Raw genomic sequence first — 25107 nt, forward strand, 5'->3', positions numbered from 1 at the left:
CTCATCAGGAGTCAACAAAGTCGAGCCCCGGGTATTCCCGGGGCTCGACTGGTGTTCGGATCAGCCTGGTGTTCGGATCAGCTCGGTGTCTGGATCAGCGCAACATGCTGCCGAGGGTTCTTGCGGCTGCCATGACCTCGGCGCCCAGCGCTGTTTGGTCCTCGGAGTCGAAGACGGAAATTCCGAGGCTGGAAATGGCGTCGCGGCGTCTGCCTGGGATCACTGCCGAGATTCCCAGGACGGACGGGATGACTTCGCCGACGGTCACTGCATAGCCGCGTGCGCGTGCAGCCGTCACTTCCTCTCGTTCCCCACTCGTCGGCGGGAGTGAGGCAAGAATGGAAAGCCCGGCGGAGCCGCGGTCGATCGGATCAACCTGCCCTGGATGGAACGCGACGTGGACTTTGGCGCTGCGCGGTTCGACCACCATCAGGGCGCGCACTTCGGTGTCGCTCTCGCGGACCACCAGGTGTGCGGTCGCCTCGGTGGCCTCGGCGAGTTCTTGGAGAATCGGGCGAGCGAGGGTGCGCAAATCTTGTTCCACCGGTTCGGCGAGGGTGACCAGGCCGGCGCCGAGAGTGACGCGCTTGAAGGAGTCCTTGCGGCACAGGTGATGAGCCTCGAGTGTGCGGATCAATCGATGTGCGACGGTTCGGTGGACTCCCACGCCGTCGGCGATGTCGGTGACCGACAAGCCGTGCGGATAGGACGTCAGGAGTTCCAAGATCTCGAGTCCGTGGTGCAGCGTTTTCGACATGCTCGAGTCCACTTGAACTGCACTTTTGCGCGGTCGGTGTTCCTCGCTCAGCTCTGACATCAAATTCCTTTCTTGACGTTTGTGAGGTATGCCACCTACGCTTTGAACATATCGCACAGTGTGTGCGATTATCGCACACTTTACGAAGCTGCACAACCTTCGGGTGGATGCAGCGCAGCGTGTTCGGAGAGAATCTTCATGAGCAACTACCGCGTCGTGGCAACGGAGGACGTTGTCGCAATCCATCAGCTGTACGGCCACCAGAGTCATTGCATAGACTCTGGGCGCCAGCAGGATTGGGCGCAGACATTCACCGAAGGCGGTGAGTTTCATTCCCCCAGCTATCCGGAACCCGTGGTCGGTTTCGACGACCTTGCGGCTTTTGCTGCTCGCTTCTACGCTGCGGCGGAAGCTGCCGACGAGGTGCATCGTCACGTTCTGACCAATCTCGTCGTCGAGGCGGTGGACGAGAGTGCTCTGGCAGTGCGCGGGTACCTGCAGATCGTTGCCACCGCTCGCGGCGGCGAGTCGCGACTGGTGCGGATGACGACTGTCGCTGATCGTGTGGTTCGGGTCGGTGAGGAGTGGAAGATCGCCCGCCGCACCGTCTTCCGTGACGACGCGCCCCGAGCGTCCGAACACGCTTGAAGTGCCGAAATGTTTCTTGCACAACAATATTCAGTAGGAGAAGTACATCATGACCGAAAGCTCTGACCAGACGAACCCGGGCCGCACCGTAGTGACGCAGATGTCGGCGGTATACCCGGAGTTGGCAGGCAAGGTCGCAGTGGTGACCGGCGCGGCTCAGGGTATGGGTGCGACGTTCGCCGAAGGACTGGCAACGCGCGGCGTACATGTCGTCGGCGCCGACATCAACGAAGAGCAGATGCTCGCCACGGCCGCACGAATCAACACGAACCTGGAGTCGAATGCACTGGCGGACAAGCCGGGTCGCGTCGTCGGAGCTCGGGTCGACGTCACCAAGCCGGACGAGCACGAACTGCTTGCCCAGTTGGCGCTGAAGGAGTTCGGCCGGGTTGATTTCTGGATCAACAATGCGGGAATCTTCCCGTTCGCACTGGCCGAGGAGATCACCCCGGAACAGATCGGGGCTACGTTGAGCGTCAATGTCGAAGGAGTGCTCTACGGCGCTCAGGCCGCGGCGCGGCACCTCGGTCCCGGCGGCGCCATCGTCAACATGTCCTCGGTGTCGGCGCTGCGTGTGCGAAAGGGGAGAGGGGCATACTGCACGTCGAAGGCTGCCGTCGCGCACCTCACGGAGTCTCTTGCAGTGGAGTTCGGCGACAAGGGTATTCGGGTCAACTCCATTGCGCCCGGTTACATCGACACGGCGATGACGAAGTGGGTCCAGGAAGATCCGATCGCGCTCGCGAACGCACTCGACGCGGTACCGCTGCATCGTCTGGGCTCGCCCGAAGAGGTCTTCGGCCCGCTGCTGTTCCTGCTCTCGGACAGCGCGCGCTACGTCACCGGGCACAGCATTGCGGTGGACGGTGGTTCGCGGCATGTCTGAGTCCATGAAATATCCCGGCGTCGTTCTCGTTACCGGCGGTGCTGCCGGGATGGGAGCGCATCACGCGCGCACGCTCGCCGCGCGCGGTTCGCATGTCTGCATTGCCGATGTTTCGGATTCATCCGGCGTGGTCGACGACATTGTCTCCGCCGGCGGATCGGCGTCCGCTCACCTTCTCGACGTCACCGATGCCGATGCCTGGGACCGGGTTGTCGACGAAATTCGCACCACTCGTGGGGAACTCGGCGGACTGGTCAACAACGCCGGCATCTCGCGTCGGCTCGAATTCATGGACACCCCGAACGACATCTGGGAGCTGACCATGAAGATCAACCTCTTCGGCCCGTTCTACGGTATGAAGGCGGTGGCGCCGCTGATGCGCGAGAGTGGTGGCGGATCGATCGTCAACATCTCGTCCATCGCCGGTCAGATCGGATACTTCTCTCCGGCTTACTCGTCGAGCAAGTGGGGTCTGACCGGTCTGTCGAAGTCGGCCGCAGGCAACTTCGCGCAGTGGGGGATTCGCGTCAACTCGGTGCACCCGGGACTGGTCGGTACGGCGCTGCTCGGCGGCGCGAACGACTTCGTCGCCGCGTCACTGAAGTCGGTTCCCTTCGGACGCATGGGAACTCTCGACGAGATCACCGAAGCAGTGCTGTTCCTGCTCTCGAACAGTTCGACCTACACCACCGGTACGGAACTCACTGTCGACGGCGGGTTGGTGTCGAACGGTCTTTACCACCGCATCATCGCGGAGACTGGAGAACTTTCATGACCGAGCACTGGGACGTCGTTGTCATCGGTGGCGGCGGAGCAGGTCTCGCCGCTGCGGTGTCGGCAGCTGAAGAAGGCGCATCCGTTCTGCTGTTCGAATCCGAAACCGAACTCGGTGGATCCACCGCGCTGTCGGCCGGCATCTTCACGGCCGCCGGAACGAGCGTGCAGGCCGGCCTCGGCATCGACGACTCGGCAGAGAAGTTCTTCCAGCACTACATGGACCTCAACCAGTGGATGCTCTCACCCGGATTGATTCGTGCGTTCTGCGAAAATGCCGGTCCGACACTGGAATGGCTCATCGGACTCGGCGTCGAGATTCCCGCGGCGATCTCGGGTAACGCTCACCAGCCGGGACTCGCCCAAGCCGGCGTCGAGGACGTCTGGCGCGGCCACGTGCCCAAGGATCAGGGATACGGACTGATTCAGGTGCTGGACAAGGCTCGTCGTAAGCACGGGATCGAGGTCATCTTCGGAACACGGGTGCAGAAGCTGATCGAGGAAGACGGTCGGGTTGTCGGCGTTGTCGCCGACGACATCGAGGTGCCTGCGGGCGCCGTCGTTGTTGCCTCCGGTGGATTCGCGCAAGATCCGGGTTTGGTTGAACGCCACTTCCCGGACGCGAACAAGGCTGGGGACGCGTTGTTCGTCGTCGCGGCGGCGGGTAGCCGCGGAGATCACCTCCGCTTTGCCGAGGACCTCGGGGCTTCGGTGGCCGGCGACGGCTGGGGCTTGATGCTGCCCACCGTCTACTTCCAGCGATTCCATCACTGGCAGGCCGGTTTTCCGCCGAAGTCACGGATCTACGTCAACCAGGACGGCCGTCGATTCATGGACGAGGACAGCTCGTACGCCGTCTCGACCGGCATCATCGACCATCAGGGTGGATACGGTTGGATGATCTTCGACGAGAATGCTCGCGTGAATCTGGCTCCGGGATATGCAGATTGGAATCCCGAACGCGTCGAAGAAGAAGTTGCCGCCGGTGGCACGATTCGTGCGGACACGATCGAAGACCTCGCAGTGGCTACGGGTGTTCCGGTTGCGACGTTGGCGCAAACCCTGTTTCGATGGAACGACCAACTGCCCAGCGGTCACGACGACGACTTCCTCCGCCATCGCACGTTGCGGAACAAGGGTGCCGTCGGCAATCCGGATCCTATTGCGACAGCTCCGTTCTATGCCGCGAAAATCCTTCCGGCAGAGCTCGTCTGTACGCATGCGGGAATGGAGATCAACACCGATGCGGCCGTGCTCGGCAGCACCGGAGTACCTATCGAGGGTCTGTACGCGGCCGGTGAGGCCGGCGCCGGAATCCTCGGACTGAGATACGTGGGCGGCGGCAATGCGGTTGCCAACGCTTTGACCATGGGCCGCGTAGCGGGACGTAATGCGGCGAATTACACCAGGACCAGCGCTGAGAGCGCACCGGTCCATTCCATCGCGCACTCCTGACGTCCGACGTCTGCGCGGCACCGAATCCAGTCAGTATCCAATCCAGGCAGGGAACAACATGTCAGAGAATGAGACCATGGCGAGAGCCGAATCCACCGAGGGCAGCAGCGTGGCAACCGAACGACAGTCGACGACGAAGGTAATTCGCGCGGCCATCGTCGGTACCGTCGTCGAGTACTACGACTTCGGTATCTACGGATACATGGCCACGACGATCGCCGCGCTGTTCTTCGTTTCCCATGACCCGAACGCAGCACTGCTCGGTACCTTTGCAGCATTCGCCGTGGCCTTCTTCCTACGCGTGCCCGGCGGCATCTTCTTCGGCCACATCGGCGACAAGTACGGCCGCAAGAACGCGCTGTCCTGGACCATCCTCCTGATGGTTCTCGCGACAGCCGGAATGGGCCTGCTGCCGACTTACGCCACATTGGGTGTGTGGGCGACGTCCATCCTCGTTCTGGCTCGTTGCCTGCAGGGCTTCGCGGCCGGCGGTGAACTCGGCGGAGCCAACGCGTTCGTCTCCGAGTCCGCTCCCAAGCGGTGGCGTGCGACGCAGACGTCGATGGTCAACACCGGCACCTACCTGGGTTCGTTGGCAGCTTCGCTCATGGCTCTCGGCCTGACCTCGGTGTTCTCGCAAGAGCAGATCCTCGAATGGGCCTGGCGTATCCCGTTTCTGCTCAGCCTGCTGATCGGTGGTATCGGTATCTGGATCCGTAGCCAGATGGAAGACACTCCTCAGTTCGAAGAACTGCAGGACAAGGGTGAGACCAAGAAGCTTCCCATCCGGGAACTGCTCAGCACGTCCGGCGGCAGCGTCGTCAAGATCATCATGCTGGGCGCACTCATTACCGGTGGCTACTACATCGCCTCGGTGTATGCCGCGACTTACCTGCAGACCACTGGTGGTCATTCGTCACGGGTTGCGTTCCTTTCCACTTCTCTTGCACTGGTTCTCGGCGTCATCACCTTGCCGATCTCGGGATACATGGCAGACAAGTACGGGCGTCGGCCGGTGCTGTTCGCCGGTAGTGCCGCCGCAGTGGTTCTCGGAATCCCGATGTTCATGATGATGGCCGGTTCTGGCATCTGGCAGGCGGTTGTCGGTCAGTCAGTGCTCTTCATCTGCGTTTCCGTTGTCAACGGTGCTTCGTACGTGACCTATGTCGAAATGCTGAAAGCATCTGTGCGGTACAGCGGTCTGGCCCTGGGTAACAACGTCACCAACATGTTCCTCGGCGGCACCGCGCCTTTCATCGCCACCTATCTCATCAGCTTGACCGGTAACTCTCTCGCTCCGGCTGGATACTTCGTCTTCTGTGCGGTGATCACCCTCGTCACGGTCTTCTTCATCAAGGAGACCAAGGGTGTTGAACTGCAGGTTGATTGATCCTCGGGTAGAACAGGAGCGTGACCGTGTCCCTCGCTGACAAGCAAGAAATCACCGAAGTCCTGTATCGCTATGCTCGGGCCGTCGATCGGAAGGATTTCGACAGCGTGGCCCTCTGCTACTTCGATGACGCGATAGACAACCACGGTGGTTACATCGGAACCGTCGACGGGCTCATCGAAGACATGAAGCTCAGACACAAGACGATCGACTCGTCGATTCACTGCATTTCCAACATACTGATCGACGTCAACGGCGATGTCGCTCAGTGTGAGTCGTACTGCTTGTGCTTTCTGCGGCAAGAGCGTTCCGGTACGGATACGGTGCAGACGCTTGCGACGATCAAATGCCGTTACGTCGACAGGTTCGAAAGGCGCCATGGTGAATGGCGAATCGCCGATCGGATCGTCGTGTTCGACGAATCCCGTGAAGACGTGATCGAGAACGTCTTACCCACGGACTGGGTGACGCAACGTCGATCCTTCGACGATCCGGTCTACACCAGGACGCCTTGACCAGTAGTGCAGACGAAGGCCTTCACACACGATGTGTGTGAAGGCCTTTCGGCTCTTCACTTGTCGTGTCAGCCCACTACATCCGGCGCCGCGACCTCGGTCAAACAGCCGTCCGAGAGTCGAAGCCAGCGTTCGACCTTCACCTCGGCCAGGAACCTCTCGTCATGACTGACCACCACGAACGCCCCCTGATATGCGTTCAGGGCGCTTTCGAGTTGAGCGACACTCACCAAGTCGAGGTTGTTGGTCGGCTCGTCGAGAAGCAGCAGCTGTGGGGCCGGATCGGCAAAGAGAACGCATGCCAACGTAGCTCGCAATCGTTCACCACCCGAGAGGGCAGCCACGGGCAGGTGAGCACCCGCACCCCGAAAGAGGAAGCGCGCCAGTATGTTCATGCGTTCCGGCGCCGGGAGATTCGGAGCAGACAATGCAAAGTTCTCCGCGACGGTGCGCGTGGGGTCGAGAAGGTCGAGCCTTTGCGACAGGTAGGCCACCCGACCGTCGGCTCGCTTGATCTCACCGGAAGTCGGCGCCACATCCCCGTTTACGATTCTCAGTAACGTCGACTTTCCGACGCCGTTCGGCCCCGTCAAGGCGATACGTTCCGGCCCTCGAATGGCCAGGTCAGCCCCGGGGTCGGTGAAGATCGCGCGATCGTCGAACGCGAATTGCATTCGCTCACCGAGGAATACCGTCCGGCCGGCGGGTACGTGAGTTCCCGGCAGTTCGAGCGAAACCGTCTGATCGTTGCGAAGAACGCGGCCGGCTTGGTCGAGTCGGTCCTTCGCCGCGTCGACCCGGGCGAGGTGTGTCTCGTTGGCCTTGCCGGCCGACTCCTGAGCATTGCGCTTCATGGTCCCCGCAAAGATCTTGGGCAAGCCCGCGTTCCCGAGATTGCGGGCGGCGTTACTTGCGCGTCGTGAAGCACGTTCTCGGGCCTGCTGCAGCTCGCGCTTCTCGCGCTTGACCTCTTGCTCGGCGTTGCGGATGTTCTTCTCCGCCACTTCGCGAGCCGAGCGTGCCGCGGCTTCGTAGTCGGTGAAATTGCCACCGTAGAAGCTGATCTCGCCGCTGTGAAGTTCGGCGATGCGGTCCATGCGGTCGAGTAAACCTCGATCGTGGCTGACGATCAACAGACAACCATTCCACTCGTCGAGAACCTCGTAGAGCCTGTGGCGCGCGTCGAGGTCGAGGTTGTTGGTCGGTTCGTCGAGGAGAAGGACATCGGGGCGCCGCAGTAGTTGAGCCGCGAGTCCGAGCGAGACGACCTGCCCGCCGCTCAGGGTGTCTAGGCGACGATCGAACGTCATGTCACTCAAATCGAGTCGGCCGAGTTGGGCTCGCGTTCGCTCCTCGATATCCCAGTCGGACCCGATTGTGGTGAAGTGTTCTTCTCGTGTGTCTCCGGATTCGACAGCGTCCAACGCAGCGAGCGTTGGAGCGATGCCCAAGACCTCGGCAACGGTCAGATCGCCCGTCAGTGGCAGGTCCTGCGGAAGGTATCCGAGAACCCCGTCGACAGACACACTTCCCGAGCGCGGGTGCAGTTGACCGGCGATCAGTCTGAGCAAAGTGCTTTTCCCGACGCCGTTCTGGGCAACCAGTCCGGTTCGGCCACCGGGCACGGTGAATGACAATTCGTCGAAGACCGGAGTGTCGTCCGGCCAGGCAAAAGACAGATTCGAGCAAACGATGTAGATATCGGACATGAATAGACCTCAGGTGTCGTGCGGGCGCGGCAACGCTGCTCCGCGAAGAGTCGGGTAAGTGAACGACAACATGGCCACGACGGCAGCGCTCGAAGCGTCTACCGGTGGCCGTCATGCCCGGTTTTATCCGGAGATGTCGAGTTCACCAACCATGTCTGATCCTTTTGGTCTGTGTCGTTTCATCCGACGATAACAGGAGCAGGTATTTACATGCGAGCGTTGTCTACATGCGAGCAATGCCGGCGCAGAGAAGTTCGACCAGTCGTCGATACACGCGATCGGGGTCGGTTCCTGCCGGTTGGCCCTCGACCGATTCGAGGATGCAGAAACCGTGCAGCGCGCTACGAAGAGACCACGCCGCCTGCTCCGAATCATCCGGGCTCAGACCGTATCCCGCGATCACCTTGTTGATGACGTCGACCACCTCGCCGACGGCCGAGACCAGATCGGGATGCGGAGCGGTGGGGTAGCGATCGGTGATGGCGTAGAGGCCGGGGTGCGCTCGGACGAAGGCACGCCATGCGTCGGCAAGCGCCATGACGGCGTCGTCGCGGGAGAGGCCGACCGCGGCGGCGCGCAGTTGTTCGGCGAGAAGGTTGCGTGCGAGGAGGCTGAGTTGATGTTGGACGTCGTCGACCCCGTCGACGTGTTTGTAGAGGGCTGACTGCCGGACGTCGAGGGTCTCGGCGAGTTGACTCAGTACCAGAGCGTCGGCGCCTTTGCTGTCGACCAGGTCGGCTGCGGCCGCGATCACGCGTTCACGGGTAACCGGAGTTCTCATGCACGCATCTTCCCTGTATGACAGGCCTCGCGCTGGTGATACATTATCACCATGAGTGATGATGTATCGCCGGGCGCGTTGTCCGGCGACGACCTGCGCCGTCGTGACCTGCGCGTAGTCGTGACCGGTGCATGCATCCTCGGGTTGACCTCGGTGCTCTACGAACTCTCCGGGGTGTCGCCGTCGACGGGTGCGTTCTTTCGGTGCCTCTATGCGCTCGTCCCGCTCGGCGTACTCGTGCTCGTCCAGCGCCGCCGGTCACCCCGGCCGTCTTCGGGGCCCTGGATTGTGAAGTCTTTACTTGCCGGCGCTTTCCTCGGAATCGATCTGGTGCTCTGGCACGAGTCGATTCATTCGATCGGGGCAGGTCTTTCGACTGTGATCCTGAATCTGCAGGTGCTGTTCGTCGCAATCCTCGGCTACGTTGTTCTGCGCCAACGGATCGGCCGGGAATTGGTCGCGAGCCTTCCGTTGCTCTTCGTCGGAGTTGCTCTGGTGGCCGGGACGAGCACCACGCTCACGGGATCGAATCCTGCTGTCGGAGTGTCGTTCGCCATGGTCGCGGCGGGTGCCTACGCGGTCTACATCTTCCTCATGGGTCTGGCCACTCGGGCGGCGGGCAGAACGGCTCTGCCGATGCTCGTCTCGACCGGAGCCACTGCCCTCACTGCAGGTGTCTACGGCCTCGTGAGTGGAACTTTGGATCTGACGCCTTCGCTCGTAGCTCAAGGCTGGCTTGTGCTGCTCGCGTTAGTGTCTCAGGTGATCGGGTGGCTGTTGGTGGCCAGCGCCAGTCAGCGTCTGCCTGCCAGTGCCGTCGCCGCCAGCCTCGTGTTGCAATCGGCGTCGGCCCTGTTGTTCGGTGCGGTGTTGCTTGCGCAGACCCCGACACTCGTCCAACTCGCGGGTGCCGGAATGATTCTCGCCGGAGTGGTTGTCGCGACGCGGACACCCCCGAAGAAGTCCTCGACGACTGTTGTCGGAAAACGAATGGAGACAAGCGTATGACCACGGCGGCTGACCGCATCTACATCAACGGCGATATCAGGCCCATGGACAGTACGGTCGGCGACAACCCGACCGCAATGGCTGTAAAGGGCGGCAGATTCGTCGCCCTCGGAACTGATGCCGAGATCTCGGCGTTGTCCGATCACGACACCGCTGTCGTCGATCTTGCCGGAGCGGTGGTTGTTCCGGGGTTCATCGAGACGCACCTTCATCCGATGATGTGGGGTTTGATGCTCGGTGGTGTCGACGCAACGACGGGTGCGTGCCCCACCATCGAAAAGTTGATTGCGGCGTTGGCTGCGCGGGCCGCGATCACACCAGTCGGCGAGCCCATCGAAGCCTGGGGCTTCGACGACAGCCTCGTGGCGGACGATCGTGGCCTGACCGCAGCTGATCTCGACAAGGCTTCCACCGATCATCCGATTCTGGTGCGGCACTTGTCTGCTCACGGGATCTATGTCAACTCGGTCGCATTGGAGAAGGCCGGGATCGATGCCACCACGGTTGACCCGGAGGGCGGTGTCATCATTCGGGACAGCGACGGTGTACCCACCGGTGAGCTGTGTGAGATTCCGGCAATGTCTCTGGTGCACGGCCTTGTTCCGGAAATGAATCCGGATGCATCCAAAACTGCGATGCTACGGGCGCAGGAAGTCATGGCTTCGGTGGGCGTGACGAGTTTCCACGACATGTACGTCACGGCCGAGATGTACCAGGCGTACCGGCAACTCGATACCGATGGTGACCTGCGTCTGCGTGCGCGCCTCTATCTGGGGCACGGGGTGCATGATCAGTTGGGTGAGCTCGCCGATCCGAGCGACCGAATCCGTGTGGGTGGCGTCAAACTCATTTCGGACGGGTCGATTCAGTTGCACACTGCTGCTCTGAGCGAGCCCTACCACGATCTGGATGGATGTCACTGCGGCGGAATGGCAATCCCGGCAGGTGCACTCGGGTCACTCGTCGAGGAGCATCACGTTGCCGGCCGGCAGGTTGCTATCCACACCAACGGTGATCAAGCCATCGATTTTGCATTGGACGCAATTGCTGCGGCGCGGGCGGCGCACCCGGACATCGAAGTCTCACATCGACTCGAGCACGTTCAGACCTTGCGGGAAGATCAGATCGCGCGAATGGTCGAACTCGGGGTGGTGGCGTCGATCTTCGTGAACCACGTCTACTACTGGGGCGACCGGCATCGCGATCGTTTTCTCGGACCGGGTCGCGGCGAACGGATCAGTCCCGTGGCGTCGGTGGTGGCGGCCGGCCTTGCCTACGCGCTGCATTGCGACTGCCCTGTCACTCCGGTGAATCCGCTCTTCACCATGAACACGGCCGTACATCGAGTGACACGAGAAGGCCACGTTCTGGGTGCAGATCAACGGGTTTCCGCATCCGATGCGTTGGCCGGCTACACGAGTGCTGCCGCTCGTCTCACCGGTGAGTCATCGGACAAAGGTCGGATAGCGGTGGGACTTTTGGCGGATTTTGTTGTGCTCGACGGAGATCCGTTGCACAGCGCTTCGGCGGACTTGAACGAACTGTCGGTCCTGCGAACGGTTGTCGGCGGTGAAACCGTCTTCGAGGCGTAGTCGCACACTTTATTTTACTTTGCATTTGGGTGTCGGTAGTCAACTCCTTACCGGCGCCGGTGACTGTCGGTGTACGTGGGCCGGGAAGCGAATTTGCTTCCCGGCCTACTGCTTTGGGCCCGGCGGGCGTGTTCGCGATTCGATGATGCGGAAAAGCTGTTGGTGGAGTGTTGATTTCGCCAGCGGTCGCATTGTCATAGCCGGCCGATCCGAGACCCTGCAGCGATTGATTGCGCCCTTCCTCGGCCGCACATGTGAAACCGATGTGACTCCTCGTCGAATGCGTTTACTCCTTCTGTTTGCTCGAGGGTCGCTGTTATCTGTGTGCAAGCTCGCGAGGATGCTCAGGCGAGCCTGGAGTATGTAGAACGTGTTCTTGTTAGTAATCGAACGAATCACCCTTTCGGGCGCAAGTACTATTTTGCACACTAGTTGCGATGCACAGCTAACTAGTTCAAACAGTACTGGTCAGAGTGCAATATTCTCGCTTTGTGGGTTCCGGAATCCCTTCTGAACGTTTGACCAGTAAAACCACCACAAAAGCTGATACGTGTGATAAAAATTGATTTCGAAGCGGAGCAGTAGCTATGTATGAGCGAGGGCATGCACAGCATCTCGGTTCGGCTTGCAAGCTTTCTGCAACATGTTCGGCGCTTTGTAGTTCGGCACTTTCGATGTTCGGCACCGATGACGGATGTACCTGGATCCGTTATCTCTTCACCCATACCCGGCAACGGGACAGATGAAATGAGTCTTCACATGCCTCGATTTTTCCCGGTCGGGGGCGGACACGAATCCCGTCTCCCCCGGCGCGCCACTGCTGTGTTGGCGGCGCTGCCGGCTGCACTGCTCCTCGCGACTTCGGGTGCGTTGCTCGCACCCGGTATCGCCTCGGCCGCCCCGGGCGACGACATCACGGACCAGTGCCTGGAGATGTCCCAGGACGGTGGACCCTGGGTGAAGCCAGCGGCCTTCGATCCCAGTGGAACCGACTACATCCCGATCCCCGGTGACGAGGGCACGCAGTTGGCCTTCAACGTTCGTAATGTCTGCGACCTTCCTGCCACGCTCACTCTTTTCAGTGAGAGCTGGTCCGTCTCGGGCGGCGGCACTGCGACAGTGCGGGGCAAGCTCGACGGCCAGATCGGCCAGCAGTTCGTCATCGGGCCGAATGCGGATTCGTCGACTCGGATCGAGCTGGTGAAAACGCCTCTCGCACAGAACGCCAACGTGATGGCTGGTTTCATGATCGGCATCCCTGCCGGCGAAGTTTTGCAGGGATACGAGATCAACCCCGGCTGGGGTCTCGTCCTGGTGGAGGGTGAGCCCGTCGTGGCCGCTCCCAGTGCGCCGACCGGTTTGACTCTGGGTTCGGCCGAAGTAGAGGCGGGCACACCCGTCAAGGTCTCCGGCAAGGCAGAGCCGAACAGTACCGTCACCGTCACCGGAGGCGGCGCCACCTGCACCGCCACCGCGGATACGAGTGGGAACTTCAGCTGCAACCTGACGATCACCACGCCCGGCAGTCATCCGATCACCGCCACTGCGACAAATGCGGGTGGGACCAGCCCCGCCTCTACGGCGGTCACAGTGAAGGTGACGGCGAAAACCACCGATCCGGGTGGCAGCAGCAGCGGTTCGCTCGGCAGTAGCACCGGTTCGCTCGGAAGTCTCGACCTGTTCGGCAGCCTCGGGGGATAGACCCTCCGGCCCACGCGACCACCTAGACCTCGCGATGCGCGGGGCGATCTCGGAACTCTCCGCGCATTGCCAGCCTTCTCGGCCACCGAATTCATTCGGCGGCTTCGATTCCCATGCCCCTTCCAGGGCTGTTTCACCGGAGTGCACATCCGCACGGCCCGGGCTCAACCAAGCGCGTCGGATGTCCCGCCGCGAACTGCACAGGAGGAATACCAGATGAACAAGACCACAAAGGGTGCAATCGCCGCTGGTGCGGCTGCCGTTCTGCTCGCCGGCGGTGCCGGAACCATGGCCGCGTGGAATGCGTCCACCAACACCACGGGCGCCGGCACGGTCACCGCAGGATCGATGGCAGTTTCCGAGACCACTGCTGGCACCTGGAAGTGGGTCGGCGGCAGCAAGGCCGGACAGGCGTTTGCGCCCACCGACAAGCTGGTCCCGGGCGACAAGGTCGCTTACACCTCGGTGTACCAGGTGACCCTGAACGGCACCAACCTGAAGGCCACCCTCACTCCCACCCTCGGCAACCTCACCGGCTCGCTGAAGGACGCGAATCTGCTCACCGTGAGTCCGTCGAGCACCAACGTCTCGCCGATTACCGCGTCCGGCCCCATCTCGTTCACCACCGAGGTGGAGTTCAAGGCGGATACCACCGGTCAGGTCGGCGCCGCCGGCACCGCCACTATCGGTGCCGGAACGATCCTCCTCGAGCAGACGCTCACCCCTTAATTCGAGACCAGAAGAAGGTCACGTGAAGACCCAATACAAATGGGCGATCGCAGCGTCGTCGGTTCTGCTCATCGGGTTCGTCTCGGTGCAGCAGACCGGCGCGCTGTGGCGCGATACCGCAGAATCGACCGGCGGCACTATCCATGCAGGCATGCTCGATATCTCTGCCGGCGGTGAAGGGGTCAAGCAGTTCAACCTCGATGGGTTCAAGTTGGACAACAAGGGCCCGGGCGACAGCATTCAGATGCCTCTGCCGGTGATCAACTCCGGTAACGTGCAGATGAACTTCGTGCTTTCCGATGTTGTGCTCAACGGCGCGACCCCACCGCCGCTGAGCCTGCGCGTGGCCAAGGTAGCCAACGAGGCGGCCTGCACCGCCACTGGCGACGTGGGCACTGAGCTTTACAACGGTGCCATGGACGGCGCGGCCTTTTCCGAACAGCTGGTTCCGGCCGGTCAGGTGCAGGTGTTGTGCCTGCGGGCCACGTTAGGCCAGGGTGCGGCAGCGAGCCAACAGTCCAACGCGACGTTCACTTTCGACGCAAGCTCGGTGAGTCAGTCATGACCGTCACCGCGAGAAGCCAGCGCGCGGGCGATCGTGCCGAGTACCAACCCCGGCACAGCGCACACGTGGAAAAGTCTGAGCGGCAACATGATCCCGAACAAGGCGGAAACGACAAGACCACCCTCTGGTGGTGGACTCGCACCATCGTCTCGTGGGTGCTGTTGCTGCTGATGGTCGGACTTCTCGCGGTGATGGTCGTCATCCCTCGACTCACCGGCTCGACCGCGTACACGGTGCTCACCGGTTCGATGGAACCGACCATGCCTCCAGGCACGCTCATCGTGGTCAATCCGACCCCCAACGAGGATCTCACCACCGGGGACGTGATCACGTTCCAGCCTGTCTCCGGCGATCCCGCCGTGGTTACCCACCGCATCGAGGGCATCTACTACACGGGGGAAGGGGAGCGTCGCATCCACACTCGCGGCGACAACAACCCCGTCGCCGACTCGTGGTCGCTGGTGCCCGAGCAGATCCGTGGTCGTGTCATCTACTCGGTGCCGTATCTGGGCCGGGTGAACTCGGTGATCAACGGGCAATCGCGTTCGATTCTCACCACGGGCGTAGCTGCGGGCTTGGCTGTATATGCCGTGTGGATGGTCGTCAGCGGTATCCGCGACAAGCGGGGCAAAGCCGATGACGACGAAAGCGGCACCGACTCGACTCCTTCCGGCCCGGAGTTCGGCGCGCCAGTATTGCCCGCCGACCCATCGGCACCAACCTCCGAATCGAAATAGGACAGCAGAATGTCTACAGAACAGAAATCGGGCGGCGACGCGCGTCTCGGGGCGCGGATGCGAAGCCGTCTGGGCGAGACCGGTTGGATACGAACCCGGGCCGTGCTCTCACTGGGCATGGTCCTGGGCCTCGGAGCGGTCGGCACGATGGCGGCGTGGTCCGACAGCGCTACCGCGACCACAGGTATGTTCAGCACCTCGTCGGTCCAGTTGAAAGTCGACAATCAGCGGCCTGCCCACCAGTTCACCGAACTCAAGCGCAACAGCATGTTGCCAGGCCAGAGCGAGGCCGGGGCGTTGACGGTACAGAACACCGGAACGGCCAACTTTCAGTGGGCAGTATCCGCCGCTGCCACAGGCTCGCCCGCGCTGATCGGCAAGCTCAAGGTGTCGCTCCATCAGACTGGCGCCAATGACGGCAGCACCTGTTCGGGACCGATCATCGGCACGCAACAGGCATTCTCCGGCAACCCGACGCTCGTCTCGGGCAGGTCACTCGCAGCTGGTGTGTCGGAGCAGGTGTGCGTAAAGGTCATCGTCGATGCCACCGCGGGTCAGACCGAGCAGTTCAAGATCGCCGACCTCGGCTTCAACTTCACCGCAACGGGGCAGTGATCATCGAGATGGATAGCACCGATGAGGAGGTGACCGTGGGACGCAGTCGTGGCAAGGAATTTGCCTTGAATGTGGCTGCGGTCGCCGGGCTCATCTGCATCATCGCTACTCTCGCGTCCCTGATATTCGGGATCAAGCCGTTGGTGTTTCGCTCGGGTTCGATGGAACCGGCGATCTCCACCGGTGCGCTGGCGCTGGCGAAGACCGTGCCTGCAACTGAACTCGCTGTCGGCGACGTGATCAGCGTCGACAACGACCAAGGCGTGCGCATCACCCACCGCGTGGTCGAACTCGAACCGGCCGGCGCGGACACCGTGCTCGCCACGCTCAAGGGCGATGCCAACAATGTGGCTGATCGACTGCCCTACACCATCACCGAGGCAGACCGCGTGTTCATCAGCGTCGGTGGGCTCGGTTACGTCGTTGCTTGGCTTTCCAGCCCGCTCGCAACTTTCCTCGGCGGCGGATTGGTAGGCGCGGTGCTGGTCATCGCATTTGGACGAACTAAAGACCGGCGTCTGGAGAATGCCCGCGCCGCCACTACAAATGACGCCCGCGTCGATGCTGACGAAACCTGCGGGGAGCTTCAGGAGGCTCATAATGATTGAAATGCGACGGGCTAGCACCCGCATGAAGTCGCTGCGGTCGTTGATCGCCGTCGGCGGCGTTGCTGCAATGGCTTTCGGTCTGGCTCAGGCCACTGGGACGTTGGCCAATCCAACTGACGTGGTCAATTCGACTGGCGCACAGGTGGCGACGGGCAACTTCTATCCGACGCCGCTGACCACAAGTATCGGGTGCTCGACCTCGGGTTCTGTCACGAGCCAACGTGGAAACCCTTATTGGAGCGCTGTACCCGGGGCAACGGGTTACAAGGTCGAACTGATGAACAGAAGTAACAACACCGTCAAGGACACAAGGACCTTCACCGCTACGCAACTTCAGTGGTCGAGCGTATCTGACTCGGATCGCTCGGGACTTTACATCAGGGTCTACACCATAAATGGCCCGATGACCTCGTCGGGATATACAACCGGCGCCGGCATGTCTTTCAAAGACTGGGTTAGTGGTCGCACCGCGTGCGAGGGTAGTTCGAGCACAAGCAAGCCAAACCAGGCTTGGGAGAACGTCTCCACCTGGGATCCGAGCACTCCGGCACCGAACGGGGCGAACCCTCTGAGCAGGATGCAGGCCGAAGCGATGGTTGCGACCGAGCCGGATGTTGTCGAGTCGGAATCGACCACCTCACAAGCTCCGACGACGAGCGAGACCGCGTCTCCGACAACGTCTACCGAGTCGACCAGCACCACCGAGGCCCCGACTACCACGACGACACCGGACACGACAACCCCGGCACCGACCACGCCGGGAACCACATCGCCGGAGACTTCTCCGACGGCAGCTCCGAAGCCGGTGCTTACTGACACAGTCGAGAATGGTGGTCTCACCGGAGGCTGGACCGCGGGCGGGAACAAGGTCGCGGTCGTCGACGCTGACGGTAACGAACTTGCAAGCGGCCGTGTCGAATCGGGTTCCACTCTGCACTGGTACGACGGCCAGTTGTGGATTGTGGGGGCAACCGAGGTCTACCGCATCATGGAGTCGCCGCAGGACGGCACGTGGAAGTTCTACAAGGACAGCGGGCAGAACATGCCTGACTTCGGGTAGCGGCTCATCACTCGACCTCTCGACTGTGCCCCCGGGTCTCCGGACCCGGGGGCACGGCCAACAGTTTGTTGATCGGTGCAAGATCGAAATAGTCACGCCAGGCCACAATTTTCGAGTCCGCGATCTCGAAGATTCCCATGACCGGCAGGACCACGTGTCTGTCGCCGAGGTCGAATCGGTCGGTCCGTTCGTTGAGTACAGTCGCACCGTTGGCGGACTGGTGATGAATCGTGAATTCGATCCCACCGAAGGCGGAGATGAAGCCTTCGAGGAAATTCAGGATTTCGGTGCGTCCGACGATCGGCGCCATCGGAATATTATGGTAGACAGCATCTTCACTGAAGTACGACGCGATTGTCTCGGCACTACCGAGCTTCCACTCGGCGCAGAAGGCAGTGACCAGTTCTTCGGGGCTCATGGTGTGACCTCTCGACAGGGTGAGACGTTCAGGTGCAAACTTTGATGGCGGCGCACGAACATGCTCGGGACCCAACGTGGTGGGGATTCGGAATCGATTGTGACGTGCGAACTGTTTTCGAGAAGGACTGCGATCGCGGTCTTTGCTTCCAGACGAGCCAACGCCGCCCCGACACAGAAATGCGCTCCTTTGCCGAAGGCGAAATGCGCTCGGGAATTGACCCTGTCGAGATTCATGACCTGTGGTTCGGTGATCGACTCAGGGTCGCGGTTCGCCGAGCCCCACAGCAGTATGAGATGACTGCCGGCAGGTAGCGGCACGCCGCCGAGTGTTGTGTCTGCGTTGACATGTCGGTGATGTCCGCGAAAGGGTGACTCGAGCCTGAGTGTTTCTTCCAGGAACGCGCCCACGAGTAGAGGGTCCTCGCGCAGCTGCGTCTGAATCTCAGGGCGCTCGGCGAGCAACCGTGCAGAGTTCGCGATCAGTCCGGCGGTGGATTCGCCACCCGCACCGACGAGTTGCACCAACATCAGCACGGCCGCGTCCTCGCTGAGTTCGCCTGCGTCACAGCAACGGACGAGATCTCCGAGTAGATCATCCACCGGGTGAGCCCGTGCCTCACGAAACTTGCTGTAGAGGTACCCGGTGAGTTCGGCCGCCGAGGTGACGACGTCTGTCAAACGCTCCGACGTCACGATGCCGCTGAGAAGTTCGGTGCTGTCGTACGACCACGCCAGCAATTGGGGGACGTCGTGTGCCGGCAGGCCGATCAGCGTGGCAACCATCTGCAGCGGCAGCGTGTCCGCTACCGACGTGACCCATTCGATCCGTCGACCGTCGAAGCCGTTGTCCCACAACTGCTGCGTGTACTCGGTCATCGCCGGCTCGAGTGCTCGTATACGTTTGGCGACCAGTGTCGGCAAGACAAGTTTGCGCTGGTGCTGATGGTCGGGCTCGTCGGCAGTCGCGAGAACGTGAACAGCCTTCCCGCCGCCGTTCATGTCGAAGGTCACCGCCGAACCGTCCGGTGTACGAACCAGTACGCCGGTGAGGTTGGAGGAGAAGTCATCGGTACGGGAAACGGCTTCGGTGACCAATTCCCACGTCGACACCAGATAGAAGTCGGTATCAGGAATTCGGTACACGGGGTGCTCGCGCCGGAGTACGTCGTATAGCGGGTAAGGGTCGTCGATGTTCGGCGGCAGGAAAGGGTTGATGTCGAGCGTCGATGGTGTCACGAAGGGAAGATTTCACGGCCAGGAAGGAGAAGTCAACAGGTGGAAAAAGCCTCTGAACTGGGACTTTGTGAGAATCTCACGCGCGTTGGGCCTTCTATGCTTCTCCCAGGTCAGAGACCCAACGCCTTCCGCAGCATAGAGATTTCTGATTGAATCTGTCTCAAACTGAGACGAGGTGACGGAGAGTGACCGGTGCGAACGAGCGTCGCGCCGCCGACTGGTTGGCCGGCGGTAACCGCACTGAACTCGCAACCGAGCGCATCTTCGCGGCTGCGGCAGAGCTGATTCGAGAACAGGGATTCGATCGGTTCAATGCCGACGACGTCGCTGCCCGCGCAGGCTGTTCGCGGGCAACGCTCTACCGCCACGTAGGTGGCAAGTCCGCGATCCGCGAGGGGTTGTTGTCACGAGGCGCGGCATCCGTGGCGAGCCAGGTCGCGACTGCGGTCGAATCACTGCGCGGCGACGAGCGCATCGTGGAGTCGATCCTCGTCGCCGTCGACGCGATCAGATCCGACGCTGCCATGAGCCACGGCCTTGCGGCGGCGCGGGCCAACGGAATCGACGAGTACCTCGTGTCCTCGCCATTGCTGCCGCGTACTGCACTGGAACTTGCAGGATTGGATCCTGAAGGCCAGGAGTCGCAGTGGGTGGTTCGGATCGTGTTGATGCTGTTGGCGTGGCCTCTTGCAGACACGGCCGCCGAACGACGAATGGTCGAGTCGTTCGTCAGCTGAAGAGAAGGACTCCACGTTCGTGAGAAGTGCAACGAGTTGGCTGCTGGTGCAGAGTGTTCGTGCATTCGTTCATCGGCTCGGTACCCTGAAGTCTGTCTGCTGCCGCGAAGGAGAAAGTCACGATGGTCGTACGCAGACCCCGCGACCGTAAGCAGCAGATTCTTGCAGCTGCAGGTGAGCTTTTCCGTGAGCACGGATATCACAACGTGTCCGTCGCACAAGTGGCTGCGGCAGTGGGAATCACGGCGCCTGCTCTCTATCGGCACTTCAAGAACAAGCCGGATCTCCTTTACGCTGCGGTCAACGCCGGCATCGAATCGCTCTACGATCGGGTCGCGGGGTCCGAAGATCTGAAATCGCTGATCACCGAACTTGCGGCATCTGTGTCCAGACGTAGGGGTCTCTCACTTCTGTGGCAGCGAGAGGCACGTTACCTGCCTGACGCGCAGCGTGAGGAACTGCGTTCGACTCTCAAGAGCGTTGCCTCGCGCGATGCGGCACTGATCCGAACTGAACGCCCCGACCTCGACCAGGAAGACAGCTATCTGCTCGCCTGGGCTGTCATCGCAGTCTTCAACAGTGTGTCTTCGCGCCGAGTCTCCTTGCCGAGGCGTCAAATGGAACTGTTGCTTGCCGAGTTGGCGGACCGCGCTGCATACACGGAGTTGGGTCGTTCGGAAGTGAAAGTCGCGGGAGCAACGGGTCATCTTCCGGTTGTGATGCCCAGACGTGAACTCTTGTTGACCGAAGCGATTCGGTTGTTCGACGAGCGCGGATATCAGGCAGTCAACACCGAGGACATCGGCGAGGCTGCAGGAACAACAGGACCGAACGTGTACAACCACTTCGATGCCAAGATCGACCTACTGATCGCGGCGGTCTCGAGAGGCGGCGAGCGGCGACGGCTCGGCGTTGCCCAGGCGCTCGGCACCGCAACCGGGCCGGAGGACGCGCTGTCCGGATTGCTTGTCGCACATATCGATTTCGCGATCAACGAGCGTCATTTGATCGGGTTGTTGATCAGCGAACTCGACCAATTACCGGACAAGTTCCGCCGCACGTGTGAACAGAATCAACGTGAGTACGTCGCGCTGTGGGTCGCGATGCTCGAAAATGTCCGTCCGGGTCTCGAGTCCGCGACCGCCAGGATCACCGTCAATGCCACTTTGACAGTTGTGGAGAACGCCGTCCGAATCGGCCGGCTTCGCCGTCGCGACGACCTGTCGGACAGACTCTTCGAGATCGGCTGCGCCCTGCTGCTGGGCGCATGAAAAATTCGGGTAAGCGCCACGGGCGGCAGATCGACTCACGAAACTGATCGGAGACGTCATGCGTTTCGACGCAACAGAACTGACGATCGAGGAACTCGATCTTCAGGCAGAAGTACGGGAGTACCTCGACCAGCGACTCACCCCCGGTACCTACCCGCTCGGACTCGGGATGTCCGGGGCGGTGGATCCGGTGTTCTCGCGAGATCTGGGTAGACGTGGGTGGCTCGGCATGTCGCTGCCGAAGGAATACGGCGGGGGCGGACGGTCAGCAGTGGATCGATTGGTCGTCGTGGAAGAACTTCTCGCGCGGGGAGCGCCGGTCGGTTATCACTGGATCGGAGACAGACAGTCGGGTCCGAGCATCGCCGCCAACGGCACAGAAGAACAGAAGCGGTACTTCCTTCCTGATATCGCGAGCGGTGAGTTCTCGTTCTCGATCGGGATGAGTGAGCCCGACGCTGGTTCGGACCTGGCATCGGTACGCACTCGCGCCGAACGCGTCGATGGTGGCTGGAAAGTCAACGGCACCAAGATCTGGACTACGGGCGCCTTCCACGCCACACACATACTCGCCCTGCTTCGAACCTCGGCAGACAAGCACAACGGACTCACTCAGCTGATCGTCGATCGCGACAGCGAGGGCCTGACCGTCTCACCCATTCCGTTCATCGACGGAAGCGAGGACTTCTGCGAGGTGTCGTTCCAGGACGTTTTCGTGCCGGACTCGCGTCGCCTCGGAGACGTCGGAGCGGGCTGGGGACAAAACACCGGTGAACTCGCACTCGAGCGAGGTGGCGTCGACCGTTGGATGTCACTGATGCCGGTCCTCGAGAACTGGGCGGCCAACCAAGCAGCGCAAGGCGGTCCCGCTGCCCTCGCCGATCTGGGCTCGATTGCCGCACGCTGCTGGGCTTTTCGCGGGATGTCGCTGTCCATTGCACGGATGGTCGACGCCGGTCGCTCGCCGGTCACGGAGGCCGCGCTGATCAAGGAGATGGCAACACGCTTCGAACAGGACTGTGTTGCGACCGTCGCGCGGCATCTCGGCCGGGCTCCAGACCTTGCGTCCGACGATCCGTACGAATCACTGCTCGCCAGGGCCGTGCTGGTGGCGCCGTCGTGGTCGATTCGCGGCGGCACCAACGAAATTCTCCGCACCGTGATCGTGAAAGGGTTGAACCGATGAATTCGGGGTCAGAGATCAACGCGTACACATTCGACGCCGACCTCGAAGCGATGGTCGAGCAATTTTTCGCCGAGAAGTCCGGCACCGAGGTGGTAGCGCAGGCCGAGATCGACGGTCTGCCCAACGAATTATGGGACGCGGCAGTGGAACTGGGGCTGCCACTGGTCGGTCTTCCCGAATCTGCAGGTGGTTCCGGTGGCTCGCTCCTCGACGCCGTGACTGTGCAGCGCGCTGCCGCGAGGCACGCTGCGCCGTTGCCCCTCGCCGAGACGTACCTTGCCGGCAGACTGGCAGCAGCGGCCGGGCTACCGGTGCCCTCCGGAATCGCAACCGTGGCCCCGAGATCGCAGCGCGACGATGCGCGTCGGACCAGCGACGGCCTGGTATCGGGAACCTTTCACGATGTGCCGTGGGGGAGCGCCGCGTCCGTGCTGGCGGCAGTTCTCGGTGATCGAGTTGTACTCCTGAACATCTCCGACGCAGTGATCGGTTCCGGGGCGGATCTCGCGGGGCAACCGCGTCAGAGTCTGACGTTCTCCGAAGCGCGGACCGTCGACGGTGACAACCCGGTCGATCCCCGGATTCTCGGTAGACTCGGCGCCTTCCTCCGTTCGGTGCAGATGGCGGAAGCCATGGAGGCGGTGTCGACGTTGACCCGGCGCTACGTGGCGGAGCGGGTGCAGTTCGGAAGGCCGATCGCGCAATTCCAAGCCGTCCAGCAGCATATCGTCACCCTTGCTCAGATGGCATCGATGTCGACGCTGGCCGTGGATCGCACTGCGCTTGCGCTCACCGGTCGCGACGCCGACTTCGAAGTGTTTGCAACCAAATTGGTGGTTTCGCAAAATGCGCTCGCGAGCGTGCGCGCCGCCCACCAGGCGCACGGTGCGATCGGCATGACTCGCGAATACCGCTTGCAACAACTCACCCGTCGACTGCATGCCTGGCGATCGGAGTTCGGCGACGAAATCACGCTTGCTACCGAACTCGGAACGGCCGTCGCTGCGGCGGCCTCCCTGCCCCGCTTGATCACCAACCCGCACAGGACATTTCAGCTGAATCCCTGACCGTCGTCGATGATTATGTTGCGTTACAACGAAGATCGCGCTTGAGTACCTTCCCTGCTGCGGACAACGGCAGGGCATCGACGAATTGGAAGGAACGGGGAGCCTTGTATCCGGCGATGAGCGCCTTCACGTGTGCGCGTAGCTCTTCGGCTTCGGCGCCGAAGCCGCTTCGAAGGACGATCACGGCATGAACGCGCTCACCCCACTGTGTATCGGGCAAGCCGATCACGGAACAAGCCGCGACGGATTCGTGTTGCGCCAAAGCGTTCTCGACCTCAGTGCAATAGACGTTTTCGCCACCGGTGATGATCATGTCCTTGAGGCGATCGACGATGAACAGAAATCCGCGATCGTCGAGATACCCCGCGTCTCCGGTATGCAGCCACCCTCCGCGTAGCACGTCGGCGGTCTCATTCGGTTTGTTCCAGTATCCGAGCATGACGTGGCTGCCGAACGTGACAATTTCACCCACCACGCCGGGGGGTAGTTCCACGCCGGCCGGGTCGACGATTTTCACTTCGCAGTGCGGAAGTGCTCGGCCGGCGCTGCGGAGGAGATCGCCGCCCTCGAGATGATCGGCCGGACTCAGCATGCTGATGTGCGCGGTTTCCGACATGCCATAGCCTTGGGCGAAGGAGCTGTTGGGGAACATGTGCATGACCTGCCCGAGAAGCGTCGGCGAAATCGGGGAGGCACCATATCTCAGGATCCTGACACTGGACAGATCGTAAGTGGTTGCGTCTTCGCTGGTTTCGTTTTCGTGGGAGACCAACATCTGAAGCATCGTCGGCACTAGGCCGACGGTGGTTGGGCGATGGCGATCCACGGCCTCGAGAAATGAGCGCGGGGTGAAGTTCGGCATGAATACTTGAGTGCCACCCATCAGCGACTGAGCCAACCATCCGACTATCCCGGCGATGTGAAACAGAGGGTTGACCGCGAGGTTCGTTCCGTTGCTGACTGCCACACTGCCTGCCGCGAGAGTACCCAGCGCAGAGGTCATCAGGGCTTGGTGGCTGATCATCACGCCCTTCGGCAGTCCGGTGGTTCCGCCGGTGTAGAGGAGTAATGCCAGCGTGTCGCCGCCGACGCGCAGATCGTCGACTGCAGTCGCCTCCGCGATCACCCGTTCATAGTCGAGCATTCCGTCGGGAACCGGGCCGTTGCCGCAGTAGACGACAGCAGTCAGGCTGGGACACGAATCGCGAAGGGCAGATCCGATGGAAGCGAAATTGTCACCCACCAGCATCACGCTCGACCCCGAATCTTCGAGCGCGTACGTGATTTCCCCGTGGCTCCATCGTGAATTGACCGGACTGGCCACTGCCCCGAACCACCAGCAGGCCAGGAGCGCCTCGTGGTAGTAGTCGGAGTTCGAAGCCAAGATTGCGACTCTGTCGCCGGCGCGCAGTCCCAAAGTCTGAAACCCTCCGGCGAGTCGGGTGATCCGGCCGACCGATTCCCGGCACGTGCGTGCCCGGCCATCGGAAATGGTCATCACCGTATCGGGTGATGCTCGCAAGGATCGGTGAACGAATTGAGTCAGCTGCATGCGATTCCTCCTGCGAGTGTTCGACGAGTGCTCTGACTCGAATCAGTTCCGTCAATGATGGTATTGGCTTGATGATTGCTCTCATCCACCGCCTGAGACCGCGCTTCA

General features: G+C 61.6%; 25 protein-coding genes. 19 read left to right on the plus strand and 6 right to left on the minus strand.

The features are described 5' to 3' along the window. Positions 1–94 precede the first annotated feature (94 nt). On the minus strand, positions 95–817 hold the full coding sequence (locus ACFWAD_RS08265) for an IclR family transcriptional regulator (RefSeq protein ID WP_378542702.1): 723 nt from the start codon (positions 815–817) through the stop codon (positions 95–97). Positions 818–955: 138 nt separating this feature from the next. On the opposite strand from ACFWAD_RS08265, the gene ACFWAD_RS08270 reads away from it, so the two are divergent. The 6 genes from ACFWAD_RS08270 (at position 956) to ACFWAD_RS08295 (ending at position 6425) form a co-directional block, all read left to right on the plus strand. Beyond that, positions 956–1405 (plus strand): nuclear transport factor 2 family protein, encoded by a 450-nt coding sequence (locus ACFWAD_RS08270; RefSeq protein WP_378542704.1) that lies wholly within the window; start codon positions 956–958, stop codon positions 1403–1405. 49 nt (positions 1406–1454) lie between these two features. Continuing rightward, positions 1455–2291 (plus strand): SDR family NAD(P)-dependent oxidoreductase, encoded by an 837-nt coding sequence (locus tag ACFWAD_RS08275; RefSeq protein WP_378542706.1) that lies wholly within the window; start codon positions 1455–1457, stop codon positions 2289–2291. Next, positions 2284–3066, plus strand: a complete 783-nt coding sequence (locus tag ACFWAD_RS08280; RefSeq protein ID WP_378542708.1) for an SDR family NAD(P)-dependent oxidoreductase — start codon at positions 2284–2286, stop codon at positions 3064–3066. Before ACFWAD_RS08275 ends, ACFWAD_RS08280 begins: the two co-directional genes overlap by 8 nt. Beyond that, positions 3063–4520 carry an FAD-dependent oxidoreductase gene (locus tag ACFWAD_RS08285; RefSeq protein WP_378542710.1) on the plus strand — a complete coding sequence of 486 codons (1458 nt, stop codon included), beginning with the start codon at positions 3063–3065 and terminating at the stop codon, positions 4518–4520. The genes ACFWAD_RS08280 and ACFWAD_RS08285 overlap by 4 nt, the downstream gene beginning before the upstream one ends. Positions 4521–4596: 76 nt before the next feature. Beyond that, entirely contained in the window at positions 4597–5910 is a 1314-nt protein-coding gene (locus ACFWAD_RS08290; RefSeq protein WP_317552316.1) for an MFS transporter, read from the plus strand. 26 nt (positions 5911–5936) lie between these two features. Next, positions 5937–6425, plus strand: coding sequence for a nuclear transport factor 2 family protein (locus ACFWAD_RS08295; RefSeq protein ID WP_378542712.1), 489 nt, complete (start codon positions 5937–5939; stop codon positions 6423–6425). A gap of 68 nt (positions 6426–6493) precedes the next feature. On the opposite strand, the gene ACFWAD_RS08300 is transcribed toward ACFWAD_RS08295, so the two are convergent. Together ACFWAD_RS08300 and ACFWAD_RS08305 are read right to left on the minus strand one after the other, a co-directional pair. Beyond that, positions 6494–8134: an ABC-F family ATP-binding cassette domain-containing protein gene (locus tag ACFWAD_RS08300; protein ID WP_378542714.1), complete on the minus strand. Its 1641-nt coding sequence runs from the start codon at positions 8132–8134 to the stop codon at positions 6494–6496. Positions 8135–8357: 223 nt separating this feature from the next. Continuing rightward, complete coding sequence (locus ACFWAD_RS08305) at positions 8358–8915, minus strand: TetR/AcrR family transcriptional regulator (RefSeq protein ID WP_378542716.1); 558 nt, start codon at positions 8913–8915, stop codon at positions 8358–8360. Positions 8916–8966: 51 nt separating this feature from the next. On the opposite strand from ACFWAD_RS08305, the gene ACFWAD_RS08310 reads away from it, so the two are divergent. From ACFWAD_RS08310 to ACFWAD_RS08350, 9 genes are all read left to right on the plus strand, one after another. Next, positions 8967–9923, plus strand: coding sequence for a DMT family transporter (locus ACFWAD_RS08310; RefSeq protein ID WP_378542718.1), 957 nt, complete (start codon positions 8967–8969; stop codon positions 9921–9923). Further along, positions 9920–11515: an amidohydrolase gene (locus ACFWAD_RS08315; protein ID WP_378542720.1), complete on the plus strand. Its 1596-nt coding sequence runs from the start codon at positions 9920–9922 to the stop codon at positions 11513–11515. The genes ACFWAD_RS08310 and ACFWAD_RS08315 overlap by 4 nt, the downstream gene beginning before the upstream one ends. A 759-nt stretch (positions 11516–12274) precedes the next feature. Then, positions 12275–13216, plus strand: coding sequence for an Ig-like domain-containing protein (locus tag ACFWAD_RS08320; RefSeq protein WP_378542722.1), 942 nt, complete (start codon positions 12275–12277; stop codon positions 13214–13216). A 216-nt stretch (positions 13217–13432) separates the two neighbouring features. Beyond that, the gene (locus ACFWAD_RS08325; protein ID WP_378542724.1) at positions 13433–13945 is read left to right on the plus strand and encodes an alternate-type signal peptide domain-containing protein; all 513 of its coding nucleotides are present in this window, start codon (positions 13433–13435) and stop codon (positions 13943–13945) included. Between the two features lie 22 nt (positions 13946–13967). Next, complete coding sequence (locus ACFWAD_RS08330; RefSeq protein ID WP_378542726.1) at positions 13968–14510, plus strand: hypothetical protein; 543 nt, start codon at positions 13968–13970, stop codon at positions 14508–14510. Next, on the plus strand, positions 14507–15247 hold the full coding sequence (locus tag ACFWAD_RS08335) for a signal peptidase I (RefSeq protein ID WP_378542728.1): 741 nt from the start codon (positions 14507–14509) through the stop codon (positions 15245–15247). Before ACFWAD_RS08330 ends, ACFWAD_RS08335 begins: the two co-directional genes overlap by 4 nt. 9 nt (positions 15248–15256) lie before the next feature. Continuing rightward, positions 15257–15862: a SipW-dependent-type signal peptide-containing protein gene (locus ACFWAD_RS08340; protein ID WP_378542730.1), complete on the plus strand. Its 606-nt coding sequence runs from the start codon at positions 15257–15259 to the stop codon at positions 15860–15862. Then, complete coding sequence (locus tag ACFWAD_RS08345) at positions 15859–16470, plus strand: signal peptidase I (RefSeq protein WP_378542732.1); 612 nt, start codon at positions 15859–15861, stop codon at positions 16468–16470. The genes ACFWAD_RS08340 and ACFWAD_RS08345 overlap by 4 nt, the downstream gene beginning before the upstream one ends. 1 nt (position 16471) lies before the next feature. Next, positions 16472–17530 (plus strand): hypothetical protein, encoded by a 1059-nt coding sequence (locus tag ACFWAD_RS08350; RefSeq protein ID WP_378542734.1) that lies wholly within the window; start codon positions 16472–16474, stop codon positions 17528–17530. Between the two features lie 7 nt (positions 17531–17537). Here ACFWAD_RS08350 and ACFWAD_RS08355 read toward each other — a convergent pair whose 3' ends face one another. Together ACFWAD_RS08355 and ACFWAD_RS08360 are read right to left on the minus strand one after the other, a co-directional pair. Beyond that, positions 17538–17948: a limonene-1,2-epoxide hydrolase family protein gene (locus tag ACFWAD_RS08355; RefSeq protein WP_378542736.1), complete on the minus strand. Its 411-nt coding sequence runs from the start codon at positions 17946–17948 to the stop codon at positions 17538–17540. Beyond that, on the minus strand, positions 17945–19186 hold the full coding sequence (locus ACFWAD_RS08360) for a cytochrome P450 (protein WP_378542738.1): 1242 nt from the start codon (positions 19184–19186) through the stop codon (positions 17945–17947). The genes ACFWAD_RS08355 and ACFWAD_RS08360 overlap by 4 nt, the downstream gene beginning before the upstream one ends. 185 nt (positions 19187–19371) lie before the next feature. Between ACFWAD_RS08360 and ACFWAD_RS08365 the strand changes: the two genes are divergently transcribed. The 4 genes from ACFWAD_RS08365 (at position 19372) to ACFWAD_RS08380 (ending at position 23447) form a co-directional block, all read left to right on the plus strand. Continuing rightward, positions 19372–19923 carry a TetR/AcrR family transcriptional regulator gene (locus ACFWAD_RS08365; RefSeq protein WP_378542740.1) on the plus strand — a complete coding sequence of 184 codons (552 nt, stop codon included), beginning with the start codon at positions 19372–19374 and terminating at the stop codon, positions 19921–19923. A gap of 122 nt (positions 19924–20045) precedes the next feature. Further along, on the plus strand, positions 20046–21194 hold the full coding sequence (locus ACFWAD_RS08370) for a TetR/AcrR family transcriptional regulator (protein WP_378542742.1): 1149 nt from the start codon (positions 20046–20048) through the stop codon (positions 21192–21194). Between the two features lie 58 nt (positions 21195–21252). Next, positions 21253–22380, plus strand: a complete 1128-nt coding sequence (locus ACFWAD_RS08375) for an acyl-CoA dehydrogenase family protein (RefSeq protein ID WP_378542744.1) — start codon at positions 21253–21255, stop codon at positions 22378–22380. Next, positions 22377–23447, plus strand: a complete 1071-nt coding sequence (locus tag ACFWAD_RS08380) for an acyl-CoA dehydrogenase family protein (protein ID WP_378542746.1) — start codon at positions 22377–22379, stop codon at positions 23445–23447. The genes ACFWAD_RS08375 and ACFWAD_RS08380 overlap by 4 nt, the downstream gene beginning before the upstream one ends. A gap of 13 nt (positions 23448–23460) precedes the next feature. Here the strand turns inward: ACFWAD_RS08380 and ACFWAD_RS08385 are convergent, their stop codons facing one another. Next, on the minus strand, positions 23461–24999 hold the full coding sequence (locus tag ACFWAD_RS08385) for a long-chain fatty acid--CoA ligase (protein WP_378542748.1): 1539 nt from the start codon (positions 24997–24999) through the stop codon (positions 23461–23463). Positions 25000–25107 lie beyond the last annotated feature (108 nt).

Origin of the sequence: Rhodococcus sp. NPDC059969 (genome assembly GCF_042738325.1) — a bacterium.
Classification (GTDB): domain Bacteria; phylum Actinomycetota; class Actinomycetes; order Mycobacteriales; family Mycobacteriaceae; genus Rhodococcus_F.

Coding starts and splice junctions, on each gene's coding strand:
- ACFWAD_RS08265 (WP_378542702.1), bottom strand. CDS start 817: ATGTCAGAGCTGAGCGAGGAACACCGACCGCGCAAAAGTGCAGTTCAA.
- ACFWAD_RS08270 (WP_378542704.1), top strand. CDS start 956: ATGAGCAACTACCGCGTCGTGGCAACGGAGGACGTTGTCGCAATCCAT.
- ACFWAD_RS08275 (WP_378542706.1), top strand. CDS start 1,455: ATGACCGAAAGCTCTGACCAGACGAACCCGGGCCGCACCGTAGTGACG.
- ACFWAD_RS08280 (WP_378542708.1), top strand. CDS start 2,284: ATGTCTGAGTCCATGAAATATCCCGGCGTCGTTCTCGTTACCGGCGGT.
- ACFWAD_RS08285 (WP_378542710.1), top strand. CDS start 3,063: ATGACCGAGCACTGGGACGTCGTTGTCATCGGTGGCGGCGGAGCAGGT.
- ACFWAD_RS08290 (WP_317552316.1), top strand. CDS start 4,597: ATGGCGAGAGCCGAATCCACCGAGGGCAGCAGCGTGGCAACCGAACGA.
- ACFWAD_RS08300 (WP_378542714.1), bottom strand. CDS start 8,134: ATGTCCGATATCTACATCGTTTGCTCGAATCTGTCTTTTGCCTGGCCG.
- ACFWAD_RS08305 (WP_378542716.1), bottom strand. CDS start 8,915: ATGAGAACTCCGGTTACCCGTGAACGCGTGATCGCGGCCGCAGCCGAC.
- ACFWAD_RS08310 (WP_378542718.1), top strand. CDS start 8,967: ATGAGTGATGATGTATCGCCGGGCGCGTTGTCCGGCGACGACCTGCGC.
- ACFWAD_RS08315 (WP_378542720.1), top strand. CDS start 9,920: ATGACCACGGCGGCTGACCGCATCTACATCAACGGCGATATCAGGCCC.
- ACFWAD_RS08320 (WP_378542722.1), top strand. CDS start 12,275: ATGCCTCGATTTTTCCCGGTCGGGGGCGGACACGAATCCCGTCTCCCC.
- ACFWAD_RS08325 (WP_378542724.1), top strand. CDS start 13,433: ATGAACAAGACCACAAAGGGTGCAATCGCCGCTGGTGCGGCTGCCGTT.
- ACFWAD_RS08335 (WP_378542728.1), top strand. CDS start 14,507: ATGACCGTCACCGCGAGAAGCCAGCGCGCGGGCGATCGTGCCGAGTAC.
- ACFWAD_RS08340 (WP_378542730.1), top strand. CDS start 15,257: ATGTCTACAGAACAGAAATCGGGCGGCGACGCGCGTCTCGGGGCGCGG.
- ACFWAD_RS08350 (WP_378542734.1), top strand. CDS start 16,472: ATGCGACGGGCTAGCACCCGCATGAAGTCGCTGCGGTCGTTGATCGCC.
- ACFWAD_RS08355 (WP_378542736.1), bottom strand. CDS start 17,948: ATGAGCCCCGAAGAACTGGTCACTGCCTTCTGCGCCGAGTGGAAGCTC.
- ACFWAD_RS08370 (WP_378542742.1), top strand. CDS start 20,046: ATGGTCGTACGCAGACCCCGCGACCGTAAGCAGCAGATTCTTGCAGCT.
- ACFWAD_RS08375 (WP_378542744.1), top strand. CDS start 21,253: ATGCGTTTCGACGCAACAGAACTGACGATCGAGGAACTCGATCTTCAG.
- ACFWAD_RS08380 (WP_378542746.1), top strand. CDS start 22,377: ATGAATTCGGGGTCAGAGATCAACGCGTACACATTCGACGCCGACCTC.
- ACFWAD_RS08385 (WP_378542748.1), bottom strand. CDS start 24,999: ATGCAGCTGACTCAATTCGTTCACCGATCCTTGCGAGCATCACCCGAT.